The organism is Aestuariibius violaceus, from assembly GCF_040779325.2.
Taxonomy (GTDB): domain Bacteria; phylum Pseudomonadota; class Alphaproteobacteria; order Rhodobacterales; family Rhodobacteraceae; genus Aestuariibius; species Aestuariibius violaceus.
In genome coordinates this window covers 713,634-737,762 of the sequence record NZ_JBFONT020000001.1, presented here as the reverse complement: position 1 = coordinate 737,762, position 24,129 = coordinate 713,634, and the positions used below count along the sequence as shown (strand labels likewise).

General features: G+C 66.8%; 24 protein-coding genes. 10 read left to right on the top strand and 14 right to left on the bottom strand.

What is annotated here, in order from left to right:
• Window positions 1-48 precede the first annotated feature (48 nt).
• On the bottom strand, window positions 49-1,617 hold the full coding sequence (locus tag AADZ90_RS03660) for a pentapeptide repeat-containing protein (protein WP_367309116.1): 1,569 nt from the start codon (window positions 1,615-1,617) through the stop codon (window positions 49-51).
• 84 nt (window positions 1,618-1,701) lie between these two features.
• Here AADZ90_RS03660 and mnmH point away from each other — a divergent pair, with 84 nt between their 5' ends.
• Entirely contained in the window at window positions 1,702-2,763 is a 1,062-nt protein-coding gene (gene mnmH / locus AADZ90_RS03655) for a tRNA 2-selenouridine(34) synthase MnmH (RefSeq protein WP_367309117.1), read from the top strand.
• Here mnmH and selD read toward each other — a convergent pair.
• From selD to AADZ90_RS03630, 5 genes are read right to left on the bottom strand one after another with little or no spacing between them, the layout of a single operon-like run.
• A complete protein-coding gene (selD, locus tag AADZ90_RS03650) occupies window positions 2,745-4,889 on the bottom strand; it encodes a selenide, water dikinase SelD (RefSeq protein ID WP_367309118.1) in 2,145 nt (714 codons plus the stop codon). The two genes, mnmH and selD, sit on opposite strands and share 19 nt — an antisense overlap.
• A 46-nt stretch (window positions 4,890-4,935) precedes the next feature.
• Window positions 4,936-5,493 carry a pyridoxamine 5'-phosphate oxidase family protein gene (locus tag AADZ90_RS03645; protein ID WP_367309119.1) on the bottom strand — a complete coding sequence of 186 codons (558 nt, stop codon included), beginning with the start codon at window positions 5,491-5,493 and terminating at the stop codon, window positions 4,936-4,938.
• Window positions 5,486-6,526 (bottom strand): lipocalin-like domain-containing protein, encoded by a 1,041-nt coding sequence (locus AADZ90_RS03640; protein WP_367309120.1) that lies wholly within the window; start codon window positions 6,524-6,526, stop codon window positions 5,486-5,488. The genes AADZ90_RS03645 and AADZ90_RS03640 overlap by 8 nt, the downstream gene beginning before the upstream one ends.
• On the bottom strand, window positions 6,516-8,912 hold the full coding sequence (locus AADZ90_RS03635; protein WP_367309121.1) for an FtsX-like permease family protein: 2,397 nt from the start codon (window positions 8,910-8,912) through the stop codon (window positions 6,516-6,518). The genes AADZ90_RS03640 and AADZ90_RS03635 overlap by 11 nt, the downstream gene beginning before the upstream one ends.
• Window positions 8,909-9,568: an ABC transporter ATP-binding protein gene (locus tag AADZ90_RS03630; RefSeq protein WP_367309122.1), complete on the bottom strand. Its 660-nt coding sequence runs from the start codon at window positions 9,566-9,568 to the stop codon at window positions 8,909-8,911. The genes AADZ90_RS03635 and AADZ90_RS03630 overlap by 4 nt, the downstream gene beginning before the upstream one ends.
• Window positions 9,569-9,664: 96 nt before the next feature.
• Here AADZ90_RS03630 and AADZ90_RS03625 point away from each other — a divergent pair, with 96 nt between their 5' ends.
• A complete protein-coding gene (locus AADZ90_RS03625) occupies window positions 9,665-10,123 on the top strand; it encodes a CreA family protein (RefSeq protein ID WP_367309123.1) in 459 nt (152 codons plus the stop codon).
• Between the two features lie 86 nt (window positions 10,124-10,209).
• On the top strand, window positions 10,210-11,031 hold the full coding sequence (locus AADZ90_RS03620) for a universal stress protein (RefSeq protein ID WP_367309124.1): 822 nt from the start codon (window positions 10,210-10,212) through the stop codon (window positions 11,029-11,031).
• Window positions 11,032-11,088: 57 nt separating this feature from the next.
• On the opposite strand, the gene AADZ90_RS03615 is transcribed toward AADZ90_RS03620, so the two are convergent.
• Window positions 11,089-11,427, bottom strand: a complete 339-nt coding sequence (locus tag AADZ90_RS03615) for a winged helix-turn-helix transcriptional regulator (RefSeq protein WP_367309125.1) — start codon at window positions 11,425-11,427, stop codon at window positions 11,089-11,091.
• A 62-nt stretch (window positions 11,428-11,489) separates the two neighbouring features.
• On the opposite strand from AADZ90_RS03615, the gene AADZ90_RS03610 reads away from it, so the two are divergent.
• Both AADZ90_RS03610 and AADZ90_RS03605 read left to right on the top strand, forming a co-directional pair.
• Window positions 11,490-11,963, top strand: a complete 474-nt coding sequence (locus tag AADZ90_RS03610; protein ID WP_367309126.1) for a group II truncated hemoglobin — start codon at window positions 11,490-11,492, stop codon at window positions 11,961-11,963.
• Window positions 11,953-12,240, top strand: a complete 288-nt coding sequence (locus tag AADZ90_RS03605) for a putative quinol monooxygenase (protein ID WP_367309127.1) — start codon at window positions 11,953-11,955, stop codon at window positions 12,238-12,240. The genes AADZ90_RS03610 and AADZ90_RS03605 overlap by 11 nt, the downstream gene beginning before the upstream one ends.
• A gap of 120 nt (window positions 12,241-12,360) precedes the next feature.
• On the opposite strand, the gene AADZ90_RS03600 is transcribed toward AADZ90_RS03605, so the two are convergent.
• A complete protein-coding gene (locus tag AADZ90_RS03600; protein WP_411996965.1) occupies window positions 12,361-12,999 on the bottom strand; it encodes a winged helix-turn-helix domain-containing protein in 639 nt (212 codons plus the stop codon).
• A gap of 37 nt (window positions 13,000-13,036) precedes the next feature.
• On the bottom strand, window positions 13,037-13,312 hold the full coding sequence (locus tag AADZ90_RS03595; protein ID WP_367309129.1) for a hypothetical protein: 276 nt from the start codon (window positions 13,310-13,312) through the stop codon (window positions 13,037-13,039).
• A gap of 175 nt (window positions 13,313-13,487) precedes the next feature.
• Between AADZ90_RS03595 and AADZ90_RS03590 the strand changes: the two genes are divergently transcribed.
• From AADZ90_RS03590 to AADZ90_RS03580, 3 genes are all read left to right on the top strand, one after another.
• On the top strand, window positions 13,488-13,985 hold the full coding sequence (locus AADZ90_RS03590) for a hypothetical protein (RefSeq protein WP_367309130.1): 498 nt from the start codon (window positions 13,488-13,490) through the stop codon (window positions 13,983-13,985).
• 42 nt (window positions 13,986-14,027) lie between these two features.
• Window positions 14,028-14,636, top strand: a complete 609-nt coding sequence (gene rnhB / locus AADZ90_RS03585; RefSeq protein ID WP_367309563.1) for a ribonuclease HII — start codon at window positions 14,028-14,030, stop codon at window positions 14,634-14,636.
• A gap of 108 nt (window positions 14,637-14,744) precedes the next feature.
• Window positions 14,745-15,851, top strand: coding sequence for a site-specific DNA-methyltransferase (locus tag AADZ90_RS03580; RefSeq protein ID WP_367309131.1), 1,107 nt, complete (start codon window positions 14,745-14,747; stop codon window positions 15,849-15,851).
• A 245-nt stretch (window positions 15,852-16,096) separates the two neighbouring features.
• On the opposite strand, the gene AADZ90_RS03575 is transcribed toward AADZ90_RS03580, so the two are convergent.
• Complete coding sequence (locus tag AADZ90_RS03575; protein WP_367309132.1) at window positions 16,097-16,609, bottom strand: Tsi3 family protein; 513 nt, start codon at window positions 16,607-16,609, stop codon at window positions 16,097-16,099.
• Between the two features lie 235 nt (window positions 16,610-16,844).
• Between AADZ90_RS03575 and AADZ90_RS03570 the strand changes: the two genes are divergently transcribed.
• Window positions 16,845-17,333, top strand: coding sequence for a peptidase associated/transthyretin-like domain-containing protein (locus tag AADZ90_RS03570; RefSeq protein ID WP_367309133.1), 489 nt, complete (start codon window positions 16,845-16,847; stop codon window positions 17,331-17,333).
• 19 nt (window positions 17,334-17,352) lie between these two features.
• Window positions 17,353-17,970 (top strand): ferric reductase-like transmembrane domain-containing protein, encoded by a 618-nt coding sequence (locus AADZ90_RS03565; RefSeq protein ID WP_367309134.1) that lies wholly within the window; start codon window positions 17,353-17,355, stop codon window positions 17,968-17,970.
• Window positions 17,971-18,138: 168 nt separating this feature from the next.
• Here the strand turns inward: AADZ90_RS03565 and AADZ90_RS03560 are convergent, their stop codons facing one another.
• The 4 genes from AADZ90_RS03560 to AADZ90_RS03545 all read right to left on the bottom strand — a co-directional run bounded on the left by AADZ90_RS03560 (window position 18,139) and on the right by AADZ90_RS03545 (window position 23,871).
• Window positions 18,139-20,877 (bottom strand): EAL domain-containing protein, encoded by a 2,739-nt coding sequence (locus tag AADZ90_RS03560; protein WP_367309135.1) that lies wholly within the window; start codon window positions 20,875-20,877, stop codon window positions 18,139-18,141.
• A gap of 8 nt (window positions 20,878-20,885) precedes the next feature.
• A complete protein-coding gene (locus tag AADZ90_RS03555) occupies window positions 20,886-21,737 on the bottom strand; it encodes a FecR domain-containing protein (RefSeq protein ID WP_367309136.1) in 852 nt (283 codons plus the stop codon).
• A 174-nt stretch (window positions 21,738-21,911) separates the two neighbouring features.
• Window positions 21,912-22,694: an IclR family transcriptional regulator gene (locus tag AADZ90_RS03550; RefSeq protein ID WP_367309137.1), complete on the bottom strand. Its 783-nt coding sequence runs from the start codon at window positions 22,692-22,694 to the stop codon at window positions 21,912-21,914.
• Window positions 22,675-23,871 (bottom strand): OsmC family protein, encoded by a 1,197-nt coding sequence (locus AADZ90_RS03545; RefSeq protein WP_367309138.1) that lies wholly within the window; start codon window positions 23,869-23,871, stop codon window positions 22,675-22,677. Before AADZ90_RS03545 ends, AADZ90_RS03550 begins: the two co-directional genes overlap by 20 nt.
• Between the last annotated feature and the right edge of the window lie 258 nt (window positions 23,872-24,129).

The window sequence follows — 24,129 nt, the reverse complement described above, 5'->3', positions numbered from 1 at the left end:
GACGGCCCGGCGTTCACGCCGGGCAGCGCCTAGCACAAGCCTCCGCTCCTACTCCCGCCGGATCACCCCCGTCACCGCCGCCGCGGCCAGCGCCGTCAGGATCCACCCAGCCCCCTTTGCGAACCACCTGAGCCACCAGCCGATCCGCCCCAGAGGCGAGCGGGAGGTCGAGGGCGCCCAGGCATCTTCCTGCCCAAACGCGACCAGCGGGATTACAAGATCGGCGGCATAGGCGAAGGGGCTGAAGCTCTCGTAATCCTGCCCGGCCTCCCCCGGCCGGGACCAGACCAGGGCCGGCCCCTCCGGATGCAGTTCCGTCGCCGCGATCCACGCCGACGAGGTCAGGATCGGCGCCGCATTCGGCGTCATGTCCCCCGCATACCAGGTGGCCCGGAAGAACAGGCCCAGTCCGAGGATCAGCAGAACCGCAAACAGGATCGACCGCCCCGGCCGGTAGCCATAGGCGACCGTCCAGTAGAGCACAGCATCCGACACAGCCGCCGCCATGTACCGCGGGCTCACCCCCTGCTCTTCGCGCAACTGCTCGCGGTCCTCGGCGCGCAAGAGCCGCTCCTTCCGCAACAGCACCGTACGCGCATCGTCCCGGTGGCCGAGCCGGGTCAGCACTTCGGCCAATTGTTCGTAGGGCTGGGCCACGAAGGGCAGATCGTCCGGCCGGCGTTCAAGCCAGTCCAGACGCGCCTTCAGCGAGACATCCGCACGGCGCGAGAAATCCTTGTACCGGAACCCGTCCAGCCGGATCGGATAGTTCGCCCCCGGGCCCGCCGGTTCGTCCTTCAGCCGGGCGACCTCGGCACCGGCCAGGTTCACCACCCCGCCGGATCCGATCTGATTGTCCTGAAAGAACAGGATCCCGCCGATCTGCGCCCGCGCGAGGCTGAGGGCGATGTTGCTCCCATGCTCCTCCGTCGGCGCAAAGACGCCCGTGTCCATCACGTCCGATTGCAGCGAGATCGACGTATTCGACACGAAGCAATCATGCGCGATCCGCGCCGAGGAAAAGAACAGCGTCCCCTCGGCGACCAACGTCGAAAGGCCCTCGGAATAGGGATAATTACCAAGGTAAACCGACCCCTCGACCTTCAGCGACGGGGCAAAGACGGCATCCTGCCCGCCCGGCCTCAGCACCGCGTCGCAGATCTGCAGATCCCCAGCGATCCGCGCCCCGGCCAGGCTCACCTCGCCGCCGATCTCGGTCCCCGACCGCAGGTAGAGCGACCCGCTGAACGTCGCGTTGTCCGCCGTCAGCCCGCCCAGCGACGAGCCCGAGAGGTGAAACCCCCGCAGATCCGCGTTGATCAGCGTCACGCCCTCGGTCAAGTGGCAGCAGGTCAGCGTCACATCGCGGCGGATATCGCAGCCCTGCAGGTCCAGCATCCCCTGGATCCAGCCACCGCGCAGCCGCAGCCCCTTGTCGTGCAGGTTGGCCCCGCCCAGCAGGATGAACCGCAGGAACTCCGCCCGCACGGTGGTCTCGGGCGTCGCTTTCGCCGGCGGCTCGCCATCGCCCAGCACCGTCCGGGCGGGCAGGGCGCAATCGGACAGAACCTTTTCCTCGGCCAGGCTGAGCGGCGCGAACTCGTCAAGCGTCATCATGGGGCGGACGGTGGCATGGGCATCGCCCGCCGGGCAAGCGCCACTAGGCGTTTCGCCTGAGAATGGAACGGGTTAGAGGGAAGGATGCCGCAGCGCTTCGCGACCCTCTCCCAACTCTACGATCACGGCTTCGACGCGGTGATCGACGTGCGTTCGCCGTCCGAGTTTGCCGAGGATCACATCCCCGGCGCGATCAACCTGCCCGCGCTGGACGACGACGAGCGGGCAAAGGTCGGCACGATCTACGTCCAGCAAAGCGCCTTCCTTGCCCGCAAGATCGGCGCGGCGCTCGTCGCCCGCAACGCCGCCCGACATATCGAAGAGCACCTAATGAACCATGACGGCGGCTGGCGCCCGCTTGTCTATTGCTGGCGCGGCGGGCAACGGTCGGGATCGTTCGCGTCGATCCTCGCCCAGATCGGCTGGCGGGTCGAAACGGTCGAGGGCGGATATCAGAGCTACCGTCGCCTTGTCAGTGCCGCGCTTTACGACCACCCGCTGGGCCGGCAAGTGATCCTGATCGACGGCAATACAGGGACGGCGAAGACCGACATCCTCCACCGCATGCGCAGCCGGGGCATTCAGGTCCTCGACCTCGAAGGGATGGCGCGGCACCGCGGCTCGGTCCTGGGCAGCCTTCCGGGTGGGCAGCCCGCGCAGAAGGCGTTCGAGAGTGCGCTGGCAAAGGCCCTCGCCGCAACGACCCCAGACGCGCCCCTTATCCTCGAGGCGGAATCGAGCAAGATCGGCAAGCTCACGCTCCCCCCGGCCCTCTGGTCCGCGATGAAGGACGCCCCGCGCATCGTGATCGACGCCCCGCTAGAGGCGCGGGCTGCTTACCTGACCGAGGCCTATGCCGACATGATGGCCGATCCTGACCGGCTGAAAGCCCGCCTGGCGGCGCTGAAGCCGTTCCGGGGGGCCGAGGCTGTCGCCCATTGGTCGGAACTCGCCGAGGCGGGCGATTTCCGACGCCTCGCCAGCGAGCTGATGGAGCAGCACTACGACCCCGCCTACCGCAAATCCCGCCGCCGGGCGGAGGGGGACGTTCTGGCGACGGTCACGGCGGAAACGCTTGACGCCGCCGGGCGCGACACCGCCGCGGATCAGATCGCAGCGATCCTGTCTCAGACGACGGTGATGTGAGGCGGACCTTCGCCGAACCGCCCGATCACCGCCGCATCGTATCCCGCCTCCCGCAGCTGGGCGACGATCCCCTCCGCCGCGTCCGGTGAGACTGCAGCCAAAAGCCCCCCCGCCGTCTGCGGATCGAAGAGGAGCGCCGTCTTCGCTGACTCATCGAATGTTATGTTCTTAGCCACCACTCGGTTCGCAGGCGCGAGCGTCGACGCGATCCCTTCGGCCGCCAACGCCTCGGCCCCCGACAGCAACGGCACATCGTCTATCGTAATCTCGGCCGACACGCCCGACGCCTGGCAAATTCCCCACAGATGCCCGGCCAGCCCGAACCCGGTCACGTCGGTCATCGCATGTGCCGCTGACAAGAGCCGCGCGGCTGGTCCTTGCGACTGCATCATATGGTCCAGCGCCGCCACCACATCGGCCCCGCGCGCCCGCAACCGCATCTCGGCGGCCAGCACCGTGCCGGTCCCGATGGCCTTGGTCAGCACGATCGCGTCCCCTGGCTTGGCACCGGCGAGCGTGATCGCCTCCCGCTCCAGCAGGCCGGTCACGGTGAAGCCGATCGTCAGTTCGGACCCCATCGAGCTATGGCCGCCCGCGATCTCCGCCCCCTCGGCGGAGAACACCTCCTGCGCCGCGGCCATCACCTCCGCGAGCGTCACGCGCTGCATGGGCTCCGCCATCCGGGGCAGGATCACCGTCGCCAAGGCCGCCTGCGGCGCCGCCCCCATGGCCCAGACGTCCCCCAGCGCGTGAACCGCCGCGATCCGCGCCATCGTGTAGGGGTCGTCCGTGACCGCCCGCAGGTGATCCGTCGTCACGACCTGCCGGGCTTTTCCCATCCGCAGAACGGCCGCATCATCACCCGGCAAGCGCTCGATATCCGCCCGCCCGATCGCGGGCAGACCGGCCAAAACGACGTCGAGCGCCCCCTTGCCCACCTTCGCGCCGCACCCACCGCAGAGCGGATCCGCCTTCGCGGCACCCATCGCCGCCCGCCGTGGCACCGCGACCGTCATCGGCTCCAGATCCTGAAACTTCCGCATGAAGGCGCGGTCGATCTGGTCCTTCCAGCGCCACAGCGCCTCTCCCTGAACGGCAAACCCGGCCTTCTCAGCCAAGGCCGCCTTCCCGCCCAGCGAGATCAGCTTGAGGTAGCTCTTCTGCGGCCGGTACTGGCGCAACGCGCCGCCCGACAGCCGCGCCTTGAGGTTATGGAAGAGGATCGGCGCCTCGCGCACCGCAAAGACCCCCGCCTTGGGTCGCGGCGCATGACGCAGATGGGCGCAATCGCCTGCCGCAAAGATCCCCCGCGCGCTGGTCTCGAGCGTTGGCCCGACGGACAGAAATCCGCCCTCATGTTCCAGCCCGGTCTGCGCCAGCCAGGGATAGGGCCGGGCCCCCGCCGCGCCGGTCGTGAAGGTGCTGGGGATCTCCCGCCCGTCCGCAAGCTCGACCGCTTTCGGCGTGATCTGCGCGACCTCGGCCCCTTCGATCAGGGTGATCCCGTGTCCCTTCAGCGCCGTCAGCAACCGATCCCGCGCCGGAACGCCGAGGCCGTTCAACGCCCGCTCAGCCTCGATCACGTGGCACGTCGGCGCCCGGCCTGCCGCCCGCGCCGCGTGGACCATGGCCATCGCCAGCTCGACCCCGGCGACACCACCGCCGATCACCGCGATATCCGCCGGCCCGTCGCTGGCAAGGAACCGCGCCCAGGCCCCCGCCAGTCGCCCCAGCGGCTTGGCCGGGATGGCGTGATCCGCGAACCCGGGGATCTCGGGCATCTCCGATGTGATGCCGATATCGACGGACGCCACATCGAACGGAAGCACCCTTTCGCCCACCGTCACCGTCCGCGCCTCGGGGTCGATCACACTCGCCGCACCCAGGATCAGCCGCGCCCCGGCGAATCGCGCGAGACGCACCAGATCGATATCCAGATCATCGCGCCCGTAATGCCCGGCCACGAACCCCGGCAGCATCCCCGTATAAGGCGCCGTCGGCCCGGGGTTGATCACTGTCACCCGCGCGCCGGGCAGCGGCCTCATCCCCCAGGATCGCAGGACCAGCGCATGGGCATGGCCGCCACCGATCAGGACAAGCTCGCGGGTCAGGGGGATCGTCTGCATCGCCACCTTCTACCGCGCAGGCGGCGCAGGGAAAATCACGAAGCGGTCAGGGCGCGAGCCATTCGCCAGCCCACCCGTCCTCTCGCCGGTAGAGCGCCCGCCGATGCACCTCTCCCAGATGCACCGCGTCGATCGACACCGCCCGGCACTGCAGAACGGCGAAGGCCGCTTGGTCCGAGGTCTTCTCGTAAGCCAAAGCCTCTCCGATCGGCGTCCCCGTGGGTGGCACGCAGCCATAGCTCGTCCGCCCCTCGGGCGTCAGGTGATCCCACCGCTCGGCCACCGCATCGCCTGACAGGATCTCGACCTCGGCCTGCACGCGGATCTGCAACCGAGGCGACGGCTCCCACACATGCAGCGCGGCCAAGGGCGCCGCCCTGAGGCTCGCGATCTTCCCCGACCCCAGATCGGTGAACACCTTCAGCACTGCTTCCGCCCGCTCCGCCCGCCGCAAGACAACCGTCCGCGCCTCGGGCCAACCGTGGGGAGAGATCGTCGCAAAGGTCGGCTGCCGGGCGGGCGCCCGCCGGTCGGCCACCCCGCGCGACAGGCGCGACCAGACCTGATCCAGCACGCCGTCGAGTGTTTCGAACCACTCACTCATACCCGGTCATCTCCAGATACCCGCGGCCCCCATGGCTGCCGCTGATCCGCACCGGCCCCTCCCAATAGGGAACGCTGACCCCCATCCAGGCCGCCCCATTCATCGCCTCCACGGTCACATCGACGCCGCGATCCGGCAGCGTCACCTGCCAGCGCGTCGGCACCTCGCGCCCCGCGACCTCGGTTAGGCCCAATGGCTCCGCATCGAAGGCGCCGTCGGGATAGGCCTCCGTCGTGCCATCTGGGCCGATCCAGGTGGCCGCCGTGAACTCCGTCCCATCGGTCTGGCGCAACTGAAACCCCATCAGCTTGTCGCCACTATCGAAGGACAGCGAGAACCAGTCCCACCCCGTCTGATCCTCGCTCAACGGCTGCGACGACCATTCCCGGTCGAGCCAGGCCGACCCGGTCACCGCGACCTCACCCTCCGGCAGGGTCAGCACGCCCTCGACCGCGTAGAACGGCTGTGAATAGTAGTAGCTCGCCTGCCCCGAGGCCGACTTGACCGAAAACCCGTCTGCCCCGTGAAAGACCAGCGGCCCCTGGGCGTCGAGCTGCATCTCATAGGCGAACTCGGCCCCCGTCGCCCGCATCTGCAGATCGCCGAAATCCGGCCCCCAGAGGCGCCAATCGTCGATCCACGCCTCGAACGGGTCGGCGGCCACGCCCGCCTGCCCGATCCCACCGCGCCCGAACCGCTCGGCCACGTAGTGATCGGTTGGCGTCGTCACCGCCGCATGGCCCATCCAGACCTGCGGCACGCTCCAGCCCTCCCCGGTTTCCGGCGCCAGAGCGAAGCGGAACAACGTCCATTGCAGCCCGTATTCCTGCCCGTCCGCCCCGTCGAGATTGGCCGTCAGATACCACCACTCGATCCGGTAGTCCGGATGCGCCCCGTGATCGGCGGGAAAGTCGAAGACCGGATCGGGGGCAGGCATCGCGAACCCCTCCGCCCCGGTTCCCATCCCGGCAAAGCCCTGCGCCAGCGCGGGAAGGGGCCAGATCACCAGAAGGGCGGCATACTTAGCGTTCATTGGAAAACACCTTCAGCAGATGGCTCGCCGGTGTCCGCGCCAGCTTGCGCGCGGGCCAAAGCGCGGCGAGCGCGGCGGCGAGACAGGCAAGCAGGGTCAAGCGCAGGTAATCCAGCGGGAAAAGGTACATCGGCAGCTTCCATCCGAACGCCTCGACATTCACGACCGCCAGCAGTGCCCAGGCGAGCGCCAGCCCCAGCGGCAGTGCGACAATGGCGGTCAACGCCGCCAGAAGCAGCGCCCGCACCAGCTCGAACCACCCCAGCCGCGCCCGCGTCAGCCCCAGTGCCCAGACCGGCGCCAGCTGCGGCAGGCGCATCCCGGCCAGCGTCAGAAGGCTCATCAGGATGGCGAAGGCGGCGACGATCAGGGTCAGGATGTTCAGCGCGGTCGTTACCGTGAACGTCCGCTCGAACACGTCCAGCGAGATCTGCTTGATCCCCGCCTGGTCGATGATGTTGGCGGGGGGCAGGCCGAACTCGTCGGTCAAGGCGGCGATCAGCGCGTCCGGATCCTCGGTCCGCAACCCGAAGCGCGTCGGCGCGATCTGGGGGTAAAGCGTGCGAAAGACGTCCTCCCCGATGATCGCCTGGGCGACGGGGTTGCCGTAATCGCTGTAGATGCCGACGACGGGAAAGACCTCCCCCGCGATGGTCAGCGGATCGCCCACCGCAACCTCCTGCCGCCGGGCGGTCTGCTCGTTCAGCAGCGCCCCTTCGCCGGCCGCGATCTGATCCCACGGCGCGTCCGTCGCACCGAGGAAAGTCCAGTTGTCGCGATAGGTCCCGTGATCCCGCGCGCCCAGCACCTGCCCAGGCAGGCCCGCCAGCTGCGCGTCGGCCACCAGCAGCGGCAGTACCGCGTCGGCGCGCTCCGCCCCGAACGCTTCCAGCCGGTCGCCCTCCGCCGCGTTGTCGACGGTCACGTAAACCTCAGAGGCGAGGCGTTGGTCGATGAACCCGATAAAGGTTAGCCTGAAGCTCGACACCATCGTCGACACGCCGATATTCGCGGCCATCGCCAGAAGCAGCGCCATCAGCGCCAGCGACAGGCCGGGAAGCTGCTGGCGCGTATCGGCCCAGAACCATTCCCCGATCGCTGACCGCGCCAGGCGCGCGCCGATGGCGAGGATCACCGATAGCACCACCGGCAGCCCCAAAGCGGCGCCCACCAGAAGCGTGCCGAGCAGGGAGAATCCGCCGACCAGCCCCTCGCCATAAAGCCCGAACGCCACCGCAGCGCCCAGCAGCACCACCGCGCCCACTGCCTGCAACCGCGCCGTGCTGACAGAGGCCAGTGCCCAGGCCCGCCGCTGCCCCGCGGCCAGGATCGGCAGCCGCCACAGCTTGTAGAGCGCGCCCGCCGCCGCCATCCCCGTGCCGATGAAGGCGATGGCGAGCCCCGACAGCATCCAGACCGGCCGCAAGGTCAGCGTCCCGGCGACCTCGGCCCCGTAAAGCCCGCGCAGAGTTGCGGCGACGTCGGGCAACAAGGCAGCGGCGATCAGATAGCCCAGCGCGACGCCGGTCAGGCCCGCGACCGTGGCAAACAGAAACAGCTCCACCCCCAGCAGCACCATCAGCCGCCTGAGCGGCATGCCGACCGCGCGCAAGGTGCGAAAGACCTGCCGCCGCTGCTCGAACGCCAGCCCGATGGCGCCATTCACGATAAAGATCCCGACGGCGAAGGACAAAAGGCCAAAGGCCGTCAGGTTCAGGTGAAAGCTGTCCGTCAGCTGCGCCACATCCGCCGTCTCTCCCGGTTGGCTCAGCACAAGATCCGGCGCGATCTCAGATAGCTCCGCCCGGCCCAGCGGCTGCTCCGGCAGGACGATCAGGCGGGTGACGGTGTCGCCCGCCTCCAGCAGCCGCCCGGCGACCGAGATATCCGTGACTGCGGTATCGGGTGCGATATCCGGTGCGGGCACGAAGTCGATATCGAAGGCTTCGCCGAAACTCTCGATCGTCTCGGGCGTCGCAAAAACCTGCCCCTCCCCGGTGACGAAGGGCGCCAGATCCCCCTCCTGCAACCCGACCGGGCCGATGCCGGGCGGCGCCGTCAGCGGATCGATCCCAACGATCCTGAGCGGTCTGTCCTCGACAAATACCCTGCCGTCGATCACCGGGCTGACGAGCCATCCGGCCCGCCTAAGCGCCACATATGCCTCCAGCGGGATCGCCTCACCATCGCGCCGCGCGATCTGGCCATAGCTGCCTTCGCCCAGCGTCCGTGCAGCGGCGTCATAGCTCGCCCGCGCCTCGGCATTGATCGCCTGCACGCCCGACCAGAGCGCCGTCGCTAGCGCCAACCCGGCGAACAGCGTCAGCGCCTGCAGCGGGTTGCGCCGCCAATAGGACAGAAGCGCCTGCAGGCCTGCCCCCATCATGCGGCGATCCGCCCATGGCTCAGATGCAGCCGCGCGCCCATCCGCGCCGCCAGATGCTGGGAATGGGTGACCATGAGCAGCGCCGCCCCGGCCTCGTCCACCAGCCGCAGCATCGCGTCCAGCACCGCCTCGGCCGTATCCTCATCCAGGTTCCCGGTCGGCTCGTCGGCCAGCACGATCTGCGGCCGCGCGGCGAGCGTTCGGGCGATAGCGACCCGCTGCTGCTGCCCGCCCGACAGCTGTTCGGGATACTTGCCCAGCTGCGCCTCCAGCCCCAGCTTCGCGGCCAGTTCCCGGTTCCAGCCATCGTCCGGCCGCCCGCCCAGCCGCGCCTGAAACGCGATGTTGTCGCCCACATTCAGGCTCGGGATCAGGTTGAACTGCTGGAACACCACGCCGACGACATCCCGCCTGAGCGCCGCCCGCGCCCCATCGTCGAATCCGGTGATGTCCCGCCCGTCGATCAGGATCTCCCCGCCATCAGGCTGGTCCAGCCCGCCTACGAGGTGCAAGAGCGTCGACTTGCCGCTGCCCGATTCACCGGTCAGCGCCAAAGTCTCGCCCGCACCCAGCGTGAAAGAGACACCGGCCAGAACGTCGATGGGGCCGTCCGCCCCGGGATAAGTCTTGGTGACGTTCCTGACGTCCAACAGCATCCGATACCCCTTATGCCCAAGCCGCCCCCGCTATCTAGGGCGCCGCCCCGTAAAAGCTCCCCGGAACCGAACCCGCAAGGACCGCGTTCTTGCCTCATGAAACGTCTCGCCTTTGCCCTCAGCCTTTTCGCCCTGCCCGCAACCGCCGAACAGGTCGGCGAGGTCGGCGTCGACTGGGTCGGCAACGATATCATCATCGAGGCGATCCAGGATCCTGACGTGCCCGGCGTCACCTGCCACATCGCCTATTTCGACCGCAGCGTGATCGACAGGCTGAGCCAGGGCAACTGGTTCGAGGATCCCTCCAACGCCTCGATCGCCTGCCGTCAGACCGGACCCATCGACATGGCTGATCTGGAAGAGATCAGCCACCGCGACAGCGGGGAAGAGGTCTTCCGCGAGCGCCGGTCGATCATCCTCAAATCGCTCCGCATCAAGCGGATCTACGACGAGGGCAACCAGACGCTGATCTACCTCGTCCATGCCCGCGAGCTGACCGAAGGGTCGGCGAAGATGGCCATTTCGACCGTACCCCTCTGGACGCCGGGCAGCTGAGCCACCCGCGCCGGATTTGATCCCCGTCAAGGCGGGCCCCACTTATATCGTTAAGCTTCAAGCGGATATGGGCCAGGGAGGTCGCCATGAGCTTGAAGACCATACTCGTCTATCTGCCCCGCGCCGATGACGCGCCGCAGACCATCGCCGCAGCGGCCCTTCTGGCCCGGCGCACCGGGGCCCACGTGATCGGGCTGCACGTGCTCGAAGCGATCATGGTCCACATGACCACCGACATCTACCTGCCCGGCGACGTGCTGACCCGGTTCAGCACCCAGCAGACCGAACAGGCCGAAAAGGTCGAGAGCGTGTTCCGCGAAACCTGCCGGATGGAGGATTTCGCAAGCGAATGGCGGCGGGTGGAATGCCAGGCCGCGGCGGCCTCCGACGTGGCCGTGCAGCACGCCCGCAGCGCCGATCTGATCATCCTGCCCCAAGGCCCCGCCGACGACACCCGCTTCAACGCGGCCCTGATACGGGAAAGCGGCCGCCCTTGCCTGGTGATCCCGCGCGACGGCACGGTCGAGGCGCTGGGCCGCAACGTTCTGGTCGGGTGGAGCGCGACGCGCGAAGCCGCCCGGGCCGCCCACGACGCGCTACCTCTGCTCGAGGAGGAGGCAGAGGTGCGCGTCGTGAAGGTGGGCGACACGCCCAGCGGCGAGCAGGAATTCGCGTCGAACGACATGGCCGTGATGTTCGACCGCCACGGGGCGAAGACGACAGTGGTCAACAGGGCCCCGGGCAGCGATGCGATCGGCGATGTGCTTATGCGCGAAGCATTCGAATCGGGCGCGGACCTGATCGTCACTGGCGCCTTCGGCCATTCCCGCGCCTACGATTTTGTCCTTGGGGCCGTGACGAGCCATCTGCTGGAAAAAGCGGAACTACCCGTCCTGTTCTCGAAGTAGGGACGGAGACGGCGCTCCCGCTGGCGCGGATCGCCCCGCCCACCGTCCCCGGCCGCTTTAGCCCCGGTCTCGCGCGGCATGGGTCAACCCCCATTGCCCCAGCGCATCGAGCGCCGGGATCAGGGTGCGCCCGTAGTCGGAATAGGCGTAGCTCACATGGACCACACCCGCCTCGCTGCGCTCGCGGCGCAGGATGACGCCTTCGGCTTCCAACGCCTTCAGGTGATCGGTCAGCACCTTGGCGGAGACGCCGCCAAGCGCCCGGCGGAGGGCACCGAAATCGCAGGACCCCTCGCGCAGGACCCACAGGATCCGCGTCGTCCATTTGCCCGAGATGACCGACAGCGCCGCAAGGGCGGGGCAATCGACGAGCTTGTCTGTCGGGGCCGTTACCATGCGGTAACCTCTTGCGGGTTCGATCCGTCAGACCAAGATCCTGCCCGAAGAGGAGACAGGACATGGTTCCAACACTCTACGACTGGATCGGCGGCGCTTCCACACTGAACACCCTGACCGAGCGGTTCTACGACCGGGTCCGGGCCGACGCCCTGATCGGGCCGGTCTTCGCAAAGATGGGGCCCGATCACCCGGCCCATGTCGCGGCCTTCCTGGGCGAGGTCCTCGGCGGCCCGCCCGTCTATTCCGACCAGCACGGCGGGCATCCCGAGATGATCCGGCACCATCTCGGCAAACACCTGACCGAGGCGCAGCGGCGGCGCTGGATCGCCCTGCTGCTTGACACCTATGAGGAGATGGAGGCGCCGCACGACCCCGAGTTCTCCTCCGCGCTCGTCGCCTATCTCGAATGGGGCTCCCGTCTGGCGGTGATGAATTCGCAACCCGGGGCCGTCGTCGACGAGACCGCGCCGATGCCCCATTGGGGCTGGGGCGAGACCGGCGGACCCTACCAGGAGGCAGGCGATGATCGTTGAATACCTCCGCTACCGGATCGATGCCGCCCGGCAAGACGCCTTTATCGCGGCCTACAAGGCAGCCACCGAGCCGCTTCTGGCGTCGCCCTACGCGACCGCCTTCGACATGGCCCGCTGCGTCGAGGATCCGTCGCAGTTCATTCTGCGGATCGAATGGACCTCGGCCGAGGACCACCTGCAGCGCTTCCGCGGCAGCGCCGAGTTTCGGGCGTTCTTTGCCCATGTGAAGCCGTATGTGGGCGACATCCTCGAGATGCGGCACTACGAGCGGCTCTAGCGGGACGGTGGGCGGGGCGATCCGCGCCAGCGGGAGCGCCGTCCCCGTCCGCTGTAGGATGGCGGGTCTCTGACCGTTCGCGAGCGAAACCGTCCACTGGACGGTTTCCGGGAAGCTCGCTCACACCATTCGGATCACGTCCTTGTCGATCGCCAGCATATATCCCTTCCGCGCGATGTTCCGCACCAGCAGCTCCGACACCATCTGGTTCCCGAGCGTATCGCGCAGCCGCTTGATCCGCGTCGCCCCCGCGGCCTCTTCGCAATCGGCGGCGGGCTTGCCCGAGATCATCCCTTCGATCTCGGCCCCCGAGAGGACCTCGTCATCCATCCGCGCCTCGGCCAGCACCGACAGCGTCTCGATCGCCGCCTCGGTCAGCTTGAACTCGAAATTGTTCAGATAGACCGCCTTCTGATCCCGGCTGATCAGCAGCGAGTTTACCTGGATCCCCGTCCGTTCGATCTGCGCCATCCGGCGGTTCAGCGCGATCAGCATCACCAAAAACACCAGCGCCGCGATCAGAAGCGCCGTCGCAAAGACGAGCAGCACGAAGATGATCTGCCGGTAACTCGTCAGGATGTCCGAAAACGACGTGCCCGACTGGGCCAGGATCTCCAACAGCTTGATCTCGGCGCTCGAGGTCAGGTCGTCGTTCTCGACGAACAGCCGCTCGACCCGCGCATTGAACGCATTCGCATCCGGCAGGTTCAGAAACAGCAGCACCGCCGTGATCAGCAGCGTCGCCACGATCCCGGCCATCCCAAGCGCGATGATCCGCGTTCCTGTCGCCCGCGCCTCAGAAGCGGAGGAAGAAGTCGCCCGCACTGTCCCGTCTCTCCCCCAAGCCACCATCGTCGAACACCGACACCACATTGAGCAACTGCCAGCCCGCGGCGTCAAGACGGCCGCGCAACTGCCGTTCGGCGCTGCCCCTGTCGCAGGGTTCGTTGATCTGCGCCACACCGTAATGCAGCCGCAGCGGATCGTCCCGCTTTGCCTTGTAATCGGCATAACAGGCCGCCTGTGCCGCGGCGGGCAACAGCAAGGCCAGGGAAAGGATCAGCGTTTTCATGGACCTGACTAAGGGGGCGTTCGATCAGGATATTCAATAACCGCTGGCGTTATTGCAGGACAATCCCGTCCGTCTGTGATGATATTGCCTGTCAGGTCCGGCCCGTCCCAGCCTTTGTTCTGCGGCACACCCGCGCCCCGGGACGCCGCGAACAATGGTGACGGAGGTTCGGACGATGACACGAGTTTTATCCATCTTTCTCTGCGCTGCACTGGCGCTGACCAGCCTGCCAGCGAACGCGCAGATCTATCGCGACCCGCGCAACCAGACGGGCGACGACCCGCTGGCCGAAGGGATCGTATCGCTCCTGCTGCTCGGCACGCTGCTCGCCAACGCGCGGGATGATGACGACGATGATGATGATGACGATCGCAGGCCCCGCGGGCGCTACGCCGACCCCTATGCAGGTGATCGCCACTATACGTACCGTCCGCGGCCAGGTCGTAACTACCACCTCCGGCCGGGCCGCGTGCTGCCGTCGGAATGCCTTCGGGTCTTCGACAACCGCAACTATCGCTACGTCTACATGGCGGGCTGCCTGCGGCGGAACGGCTACGACCTCGACCGTTTCCCGCGCCGCTGCCGGGTCGACGTGCGCACCCACCGGGGCGAACGCCGTGCCTATCGCGGCCGCTGCCTGCGCGAGGCGGGCTATCGCGGCGCCTTCCGCTAGAGGCCATTGCATCCGGGCCGTCCTTGGCGCCACATGCGCGCCATGGATGGCCCGGATCACAGTTTCGAAACACGCGCCGCCGCTGGCGGCGCGCAGTGCATCGCAGGCGTCGACGAAGTCGGGCGCGGCCCGCTCGCCGGGCCGGTGGTCGCGGCAGCCGTCGTGCTCGACCCCACCTGCATCCCCGAGGGCCTGAACGACAGCAAGGCGCTGACCGCCCGCCGGCGCGAGGCGCTCTGCGACGCGGTCCAGGCCGCCCATGCCGTCGGCATCGGACAGGCGAGCGTGGAGGAGATCGACGCGCTCAACATCCTCCAGGCCTCCCACCTCGCCATGGTCCGGGCCATCGCCGCCTTGCCCAGCGCGCCCGACCACCTACTGATCGACGGCAACCGCCTGCCCGCCGATCTGCCCTGTGCCGCCGAGACCATCGTCAAAGGCGATGCCCGCTCACTTTCGATCGCCGCCGCCTCCATCGTCGCGAAGGTGTGGCGCGATCGCCTCATGGTGGACCTCGCGCAACAGTGCCCCGGATACGGCTGGGAGCGGAATGCCGGATACGGGTCGAAAGAACACAGGGACGCGATTCAAAATCTCGGGATCACCCCATTCCATAGACGATCCTTCGCACCCGTCCGCAACATGTTGTGACAAGAATATTTCGTAACGCATTGATTCAATAAAGTTTTTGACAGCGAATCGCCTCTGACTCATGGTCTGGTCAACGAGCGGGACAACCCGCCGATTGCGAGGCAGACGATGATCAAGACCTGTTCCGGGAAGGCAGGGGCCCTTCCCATCAACACGATTTTGCCCGGTGATTGCATTGCCGAGATGGCAAAGCTGCCTGACGCGTCGGTCGATCTGATCTTTGCCGATCCGCCCTATAACCTGCAACTCAAGGGCGAACTGCACCGCCCCGACAATTCCCGCGTCGATGCCGTCGACGATGCCTGGGACCAGTTTGCCAGCTTCGAGGCCTACGACCGCTTCACCCGCCTCTGGCTGACCGAGGCGCGCCGCATCCTCAAGCCCGACGGCGCACTCTGGGTCATCGGCTCCTACCACAACGTCTTCCGCCTGGGCGCCGCGCTGCAGGATCTCGGCTTCTGGATCCTCAACGACGTGGTCTGGCGCAAGTCGAACCCGATGCCCAACTTCCGCGGCAAGCGCTTCACCAACGCGCATGAAACGCTGATCTGGGCCTCCCGCTCGGAAGAGGCGAAATACACCTTCAATTACGAGGCGCTGAAGGCGCTGAACGAAGGCATCCAGATGCGCTCCGACTGGGTTCTTCCGATCTGCACCGGGCATGAACGGCTGAAGGACGGAAACGGCGACAAGGCGCATCCGACCCAAAAGCCCGAAGCTTTGTTGCATCGCGTGATCTTGGCCACGACGTCGGTGGGGGATGTGGTGCTAGACCCGTTTTTCGGGACGGGCACGACCGGCGCCGTGGCCAAGATGCTGGGGCGCGACTGGATCGGCATCGAACGCGAAGCCGCCTATCGCGACGTGGCCGAGGCGCGGCTCGCGAAGGTGCGCAAGTTCGACCGCCAGGCGCTCGAGGTCAGCGCGTCCAAGCGCGCCGAACCGCGGGTGCCCTTCGGCCAGCTGATCGAACGCGGGATGCTGCGCCCGGGAGAAGAACTTTGGAGCCTGAACGGCCGCCACAAGGCGAAGGTTCGGGCCGATGGAACGCTGGTGGGTGACGACGTGCGGGGCTCCATCCATCAGGTCGGCGCCGCCCTCGAGGGGGCGCCGTCCTGCAATGGATGGACCTATTGGGCGTTCAAGCGGGACGGGAAGATGGTGCCGATAGACCTTCTGCGCCAACAGATCCGGGCCGAGATGAGCGCCCACTGAGTTACCGCCAGTGCGGTCGACCGTCCGAACGGCCGCACTACCTGACCCCGTCGTCCTCCTCGTGAGGCGACGGGGATTTTTTTGCCGGACAATCAGAACCCTTTCTTGACGCTACTCACACCGACAGAGCCAGACCAGCGCCAGACCGCCGGGCCGGTCGGGCGCTCGCTTGGGCAGTCGCGGTGCCGCTTGGTCCGGTCGGCGTGGCGCGTTTGGTGAAAGGGAGCCTGGGCCGCCAACCACCCTCACTCCACCACTTCAATCCCCTCGATCACCGGCCAGGCCCAACCAAACTTCGGCCGTCTCTCCTCTGTCTGAAGGCTCGCAACGATCTCAACCGACATCGCTTCCAGCGGCTTCACCGCAGTCAGATCCCAGACCACCCCGCCCGAGCCCGACCCCGTATCAACCACCTGATAAACCACATCACCCCGCCTCTCGACATCGCCTGTCAATACAGCCCCCGCCTCAACCGGCCGCACCCGAATACCACGCGGCGCCCGCAGATCGCCCGCCTCTGTCAGTTGCAATTCGTCGCCGACCACAACCGCCTCGAACCCGTCCGGACGCGGCACCGAATAGCCCGCCGCCTCCACAGCGATCTCCTCGACAAGGCGCACGTCCTCTTCAAAACACCCCGCCAGCGCCCCCACGCAGAAAAGCGCGACCAGCGCCCGACCCCGCCCCAATTCGCGGCAGAAGACCGCTCCGCCCAGTCGGGTATAAAGGACAATCCCACTCTCGCCGAAGATCGTCACCCATCGCTCCACACAGGCAAAGACATTTCCCAATGGACCGCAGGGTAGGCGTGGCGCCGATCTTGCTCAATCACGCAAACGCACCACCACCTCACGAACGGTTGAGGGGGATTTATGGCCCGATCGGCGGTCCCCGCCTCCAAATCGCCCGGCGAAGCGTTATGTTGGCACAAGCAAGCGAATTCGGTCCCACTGAACTGATCGAGCAACCCCCGGCCCGATAGGAGATGGTCTCATGACATCCGCAAAGCTCACTCGCCGAAGCCTTATCGCCACCACCGGCGCTGCCCTAACCACCGTAGGCTCCGGTCTGCTCGTCCCCGCCCGCGCGCAGGGCCTCGCCCCGACCTCCACGATGCGCGGCGGCGCCAACAACTACCGCCCCGGAGCGCCCATCGTCGACCGCATCGGTGGCGGCGGTTTCTGGATGACCGGCACCGTCCGCCGCGCCGGCGACGGCGCGCCGCTCGAGGGCCAGCGCATCCAGATCTGGGCGCACACGACCGAGGGCCACGAGCGTGACCCCCAAAGCCACGGCGCCACCCTCACCGACGCGAACGGCGAGTTCCGGCTCGAAATGCCGCAAATCGTCCCCGCCTTCGGCCAGCCACACGGCCACCTCGCCTATGACGATCCTGAGTTCGAAACGGTCTTCCTCCGCCCCATCATGCCCAGCGCGAGCGATACCAGCCTCAGCGCCCATTTCGTCCTGCAGCCCGCCTGACCGGACCGGCTTGACCAGAATGCCCCGACCCGGATCAGTTCTGATCTGGACGCTTCTCGCCGCCGCAATCGCCATCCCGGTCGCCGCCGCGGTGGCAAGCCCGCTGCTCGCCTGGCGCGAACCCATCTACATCGCGGCCGGCTTCGCCGGCGTCGTGGCGATGCCGCTTCTGCTCCTCCAGCCCCTGCTGGCGGGCCGCTACCTGCCCGGCCTTTCCGCCCTTCGCGCCCGGCGCGTTCACCGCGCCATCGGCATCCTTCTGGTCCTCGCGGTGGTGATCCATGTCGGCGCGCTCTGGATCACCAGCCCGCCCGACGTGGTCGACGTCCTGCTCTTCCGGTCACCCACCCCGTTCTCCGTCTGGGGCGTTGTCGCAATGTGGGCGATCTTTGCCGCCGCGCTCCTCGCGGCCTTCCGCAAGCGCCTGCGCCTGCGTCCCCGATCGTGGCGCCGCGCTCACATGACCCTCGCCATCGTGACGGTCACCGGAAGCGTGGTCCACGCGATGCTGATCGAAGGCACGATGGAGACCGTCTCCAAAGCCGCCCTCTGCGCCCTCGTCCTCGCCGCGACCGTCAAGCTTGCAGCCGACCTGCGGGCGCGCTCCGCCAATCCCCAATCCGATCCAGGATCGTGAGCAGCGCAGGGCGCGCTAGGTGGCGCGGTTTGCAGATCGGCCGCGGGAACCAGCGCACCTGTGCGCTGTCGTTCCGCAGGCGGGCGCCGACAGTCACCGCCCCCTGGCAGGCCGCGCGACCGCATCACGACGACAAGCCGGAGACCTCATGGAACTGGCTCTTCTCAATTACCGCAAGTCCGCCCTGGCAATGGCGCTCTCTTGGATCTGCGACGAGGCGTAGCTCAAGAAATCCGTCAGGCACATCGGTCGTCCGAAGAGGTATCCCTGCGCCTCGTCGCAGCCATGGGCCTGCAGATGGGCAAGATGGTCCTCGGTTTCCACGCCTTCGCACAGCAGCTTGATGCCCAGACCTCTGCACAGATCGCTCATCGCCGAAAGAATGGGGAGAGAGGCCCGGTCCACGCCCAGGGACATCGTGAAGGCCTTGTCGAGCTTTATCTTCTCAAGCGGCAGTTGCGAGAGATAGCCCATCGACGAATAACCGGTCCCGAAATCGTCAAGCGCCCAGCTCACCCCCAGGAACTGAACATCCTGCATCGTTTCAATGAGGCCGCCGGACCCGTCGAGCAGCACGGACTCCGTCAGTTCAAGGCACAGCCGGGAGGCCGGCAGCCCCGTGGTCTCGAGAACCCGCTTCACATCCCCAAGCACGTCTCCGGCGATCAATTGCACGCCCGAGACGTTCACGGCGATGCCAAGATCCGGCGGCATGGCCAACGCATCCTCCACCGATTGCTCGAGGACGAAGCGGCCCAGTTCCAGGATGAAACCCGTCGATTCCGCGATCGCGATGAACTCGTTCGGGGCGACCCGGCCAAGCGAGGCGTTGCTCCAGCGGACCAGCGCTTCCGATCCGATGAGCTTGCCGTCGGCGACCCGGTGCTGGGGCTGGTACCAGATCTGGAACTCGCCCCGATCCAGGGCGCGGCCCAGCGCACGCTCGATCTCGCGGGAGCGGAACTGTTGCTTGGAAAGCACCGGATCGTAGGGCTGAGGCGCAGTGCTGCCCGCGCTATGTGCCGCGTCAAGCGCCTCTTCCGCCTGCGACAGGGCTTCGGCGGCTGTCACTCCTGTCTCCGGTACGGCGATCGCAAATCCGATCTGTACGCCGACCTGGGCACTCGCATCCTTGAGGTCATAGGTCGCGGAAACCGTCTCGGCCAACCGGCGGGCCAGCCCCGCGGCCCCGTCATCCCCCACCGGCGCGGCCGAACAGCAGGCGAACGTGTCACCGCCGAGACGGGCGATCGCAGCGGCGCCAAGATCCGCCCGGGTGATCCGTTTCACGACATGGCGCAGAACATCGTCGCCGACATCGCGCCCGAGCACCACGTTGATGGTTTTGAACCGGATGAGGTCAAAGACAAAGATCGCGAACGGCTTCCCGGCCTGCATGCGCCGTTCGACCGATGTCAGAAAGCTGTTCCTCGTCAGGGCGCCGGTCAGGTCGTCGAAACTCGACAGATAGGCGATCCGCCGCTCCTGCTCTTTCAGCGTCGTCACGTCGCGCACAGACAGCGTGGCAATCCGCGTCGTGCGATCGTGCCCTCCGTCAAGCTCGAACGCCTGCGACGGCGTGACGGTATATTCCAGATGCCGCCGGGTGCCGGCGCAGGTCGCGTCGCAAGACCGCACTGACCGTTCCAGCTGGCCATCGATGGCGGCGCGGGCGTCGCGGCGCAACCTGCCGGGAAGGTCTATCGTGCCATCGGGGCCAAGACCGAAAAGGGATGCGGCGGACCGGCTGCACATCCGCGTCGCGCCAGACGCCTCCAGGACGACGATCGCGTCAGAGCTGTCCTCGAAGACCTGCCGTAGCAGCTTCGTCGTGTTCTCGACCTCGGTCCGCTGGCGCCTGATGATCCAGTGGTCGAGCGTCAGTTGCCGAATGAAGTATCCGCCGCAATAGGCGGCAAGCCCGGGATAGAGAACGGCGGTCGGAACGATGATCGATCCGTGCAGGAACGCTGCAAACGCGCCAGCCTCGCTTGTGATCAAAATGGCGCCGGCCCCGCCGATCGTCCGCCATGGCCGTTGCAGCGCGCGTGTCTGAAGCGCGAGCAGCACGGCGAAAAGCGCCGCGAGGATCCACGTTTGGCGAATTTCGACCGGCACGATCCCGGTTGAGATCGTTTCGGCGGCCAAGACATGGACAAGCGCACCGGGAAGGATACCGTGGACCGGAACGGCAAAGAGATCGCCCAGCTCGATCGCCGAGGCACCCACGATGACAGAGCGCCCGTCGAAAGCCTGTGCCGGAACCCGTCCAGCGGCCACATCGCCCGCCGAATAGGTCGGCACGGTGCCGGGACGGATCGAAAAGCTGATGCGAAAGCTCTCGGTGGTCCGGGCGAACGCGCCGGACAGCAGGGCAGCCGCAGAGGGCAGGACCTGCCCGTCGATCAGCTTCCCGTAAGGATAAAAGCGCACGACGCCCCGCCGGTCGCTGAAGACGTTGGCCAATGCCGGCCAGCTTTTCCCGGCAAACAGCTCCAGCGGGGTGTTGGTCTGCAGTACTGTCCCGGCCGCGCTCTCGGCCTGCTGGAACACGGCAAGATAGGCGTTGCCCGCGCGGTCCAAGGCCGCGGCAAAGGCGCGATCTCCGGACGCGTCCGACGGGAAGGCGAAATCGATGTCGAAGAAGACGTCGGCGGCCCCGGCTTGCACCAGCGCATCAAGGATGTCTGCGTGCACCTGCCGCGACCAGGGCCATTCCCCGACGCTCTGAAGGCTCTTCGCATCGATCGCGACGAAGACGAACTGGCCGCTTGCATCGCGCCCCGCATGGGCCGAACGCAGGTCTTCGAAACCTGCGTTCAAGCCGGACAGAAGACCGGAGCGCTCTGCCGCAAACGTCGCCGCCACGATCACGATCGCGGTCAGGACGCGTCGCAGGGCAGACATTGTCGACCTCAGTTTCCTTTGCCGCCGCCGTTCCCACCGCCAGTCCCGCTGCCGCCATCGTTCCCGCCGCCACCGTTACTGCTGCCGCCGTTACTGCTGCCGCCGTCATTCCGGCTATCACCGCCGCCGCCGTTCCCACCGCCAGTCCCGCTGCCGTTGCCGCTCCCGCCGGCACGATCGTTCCCATTACCGCCACCGGTCCCGTTGGACTGCCCCTGTCCAGAGGCATCAGCGGACCGGTTCGAGGGTCCCTGCCTACCGGCCTCGATGGGACGAGTGTCGAGGCCAAAGGCATTCGGATTGCCAGGGATCTGGCTGGTGACCCGGGCGTCAGAGACGGTCAGGGATCTGCCGGACGAGACGGCCTGACGACCTTCCGGAACGTCGGCCCGGCCGCTTTCATCGCGAACCTCAACCCGCCCTCTGTCGACACGCACTGTCGAGGCGGCCCGGTCGGTCGAAACCTCGAAGACCGTGCCTTTCACCACCGCAGCCAGATGGGGCGTCACGACGCTCGTGTGCTTGCGCCGACGCGTCTCTACCGACAGGAAGATGGATCCCCGCTGCTGGGTGACACGGGTCCTTTGGCCGGTCGGCTCCGACGTGGAAATCGCCGCCAATGTATCGGCGCGGTAGACGATCCGCTCGTCGCCGCGGGCGAGGATGACCCGGCTTCGCGGTCCGGTCCTGATCCAGCTTCCGTTCTCAAGGACGGCACCTGTGCTGATCTGGCTCCAGCTCCGCCCATCGGTCGAAATCCGCACGTCGCCCGCGGCCCGCTCAAGCGTCCAGTCCTGCGCCGCCGCAGCCAGCGTGCTGGCAATCAAAAACAGCGTCGCGACGAATGTTCGGAGAATCATGGCATACCTCTTGCTCCTGGCGCTCCGCAAACCTGCGGGACAGTTGCTAAGATTTCCCAAACAAGGCTCCCAAAGCCGTCATCTGCCACGCTCGGGCAGATCTTGCGGTGACGGCGCCGGGCCGCACGCCTATGGCGAGCAGCCGCGCAGAGCCCGACCGATCACCTCACCGATCTAGCGCTGATACTGCTCGATATGTTCGGATGCCCGCAACGCGGCGGCCTTCAGAGCCGGGACGAGGTGATCGTTCATGATCGATGCCGTCACGACGTCGTCGAAATGGACAAGGCTCAGCGCGCCGATCGCGTGCGGAACCGCGACCGAGAGGACCCGCATATTCGCCGCCAGTTCCGGAAACTGCCTGACGGCATAGCCCTGGGCGGCAACGGCCTCGATCTCGTCTTGCAGGGCCTTGGCGTCCGCTGCCGACAGCCCGGAGCGCATCAGCTTCGCATCCCGGTTCTCCGGGGACAGGTCCGCCAGATGGGCCAGACCGCTGGCGCTTTTCAGAAGCGGGAAGCGCCGCCGCTCGAACAGGCGCAGGCGGATCGGCGCACGGTCCCGGTTGCTCAGCCGGATCACCATGCTGTCGCCTTCCGGCACCATGAACTCGACAGGCCATTTCAGGGTGTCGGCCAGACCGTCCAGCTCGGCCTTGATCGCCTCGTCCACCTGATTGCGCCCGATCAGCGCGCGAGACAGCGACGACACCTTGGCGGTGACGCTGTAGGTCTGCGTCTCGGGCTCGTGAAAGGCGTATCCCTCCGCGACCAGGGTCTTGAGCAACCGGATCGTCGTCGGCTTGGCAAGGCCGGTCTCGGTCACCAGCGCGCTGATGGTCGCGGTTTCCAGATCGTTGAGGGCTGTCAGAAGGCGCAGTCCACGGCCAAGCGCCCCGCCGGTATCCCGATTGGGAACGTCAGCACGTGTGATATCTTCAGGCAGCGAAACTTTCATCAAACGACGTCACTCGAACCTTGGCTTTCAGATCAGCCTTACAGAAAGCATGAAGAAAACAGGTTTGCTCTGCCATATCAAGGGCTGTCTGGGCGAACGTATCGGCCTCGTCAGAGAACAGGTAGCAGTGGGTTTCCAGCGGATCGGCCCGGCCCGGCTGGCCCGTGCCGTCGCTGGCCCCGGCGAGCGAGAAGTGCGCGTCCTGCACGATCCGGTAATCGTGCAGCGGCGCCTTCGCGATCTTCGCGTAACGGCCGAACTGGGTCATGAAGCAAAAGCCGATTCCGGCGCAGATATAGGTCTCGGCATCGGGCGCGCGGCCCGCCTCATCCGACAGGAAGCGGAAGATCCGCCCATGGGGATTGTAGAGGTACTGCACGATCTCTTTCACGCCGTCGGGCCGCCGCGTGGCAAAGACCCGCAGATGCAGGATCCGGTCCTGAACGTCCTGAAGCGATCCGCCCGCAAAGGTCGCCGTGTTCTCGTTCTTCGGGGTCAATTCGCCGGTCCGCTGGATGATCCCGCTCCAGTCGCCCGGCGCGATCTCAGCCCCCTCGAAGCGGTCGCCCGGATCGGGCAGGGCCGGTCCGCCGACGGGCAGCGCCCGGGCATTGTCGATGGTCCGGCCGTTATGGGTCAGCGTGAAAAGGCTCTCCTTCGCCCCCCGCATCAGACCGTTCAGGGGCGAGGCCGCGACCGCATCGTAGACCAGCGCCTGCAGGGTGGCCTCATCCGCATCCGCCTCGATCTGGGCTTCCAGCCCGATATCCTTGGCGCCGCCGGTCATCGTGCCCTGCAGGGCCGAGCCCTTCATCGTATAGTAATTGTCCTGGATCAGCCGCAGGTTATGGATCGTGATCCCCCGCTGGGCCGCCAGCGCCTCGATCTCGTTCATGTAGCTCGACACCATGCCGGTCGACAGGAACGACAGCGGGCAGGGCGCGTAATCATGTCCGTCCAGATACACGCCCTCATCGGACGACAGACGCCACACCTGCCCGGTCCGGGACGAGGCGATCAGCGCCTCTTTCTGCATGACCGTCAGAGAGCGGACAGCGGCCCGGATGCTTGTCCCAAGCCGCGGATCGGGTGCGGACAGTCCAACGTCGCCGGGGTTCCCGACTTTGAAGAAGAGGGGTTTACCGCTTTCCTTCAACAGGTTGGCTCCAACGGGCATCACACACTCCACTATTTTTCGGACCAGTGGTCCATTTCATTGACAGGCGACATTCCGCCTGTCAAGGTTCACCTGTGGGATGAAAGCGGTGTTGATGGAACTATCGGAAGGAGCCGTCAGGCGACGCGCAGCCATGTCTGCGGGATCGCCGGACGCAAGACAGCAGTTTCCTGACCCCGAACCGGACGAAGCGTATGGGTCTTCGGTCCGGCAGCCCCAGCCATTCACCAGTGTTCGGATGCGGTCCCGGCGGCGTGG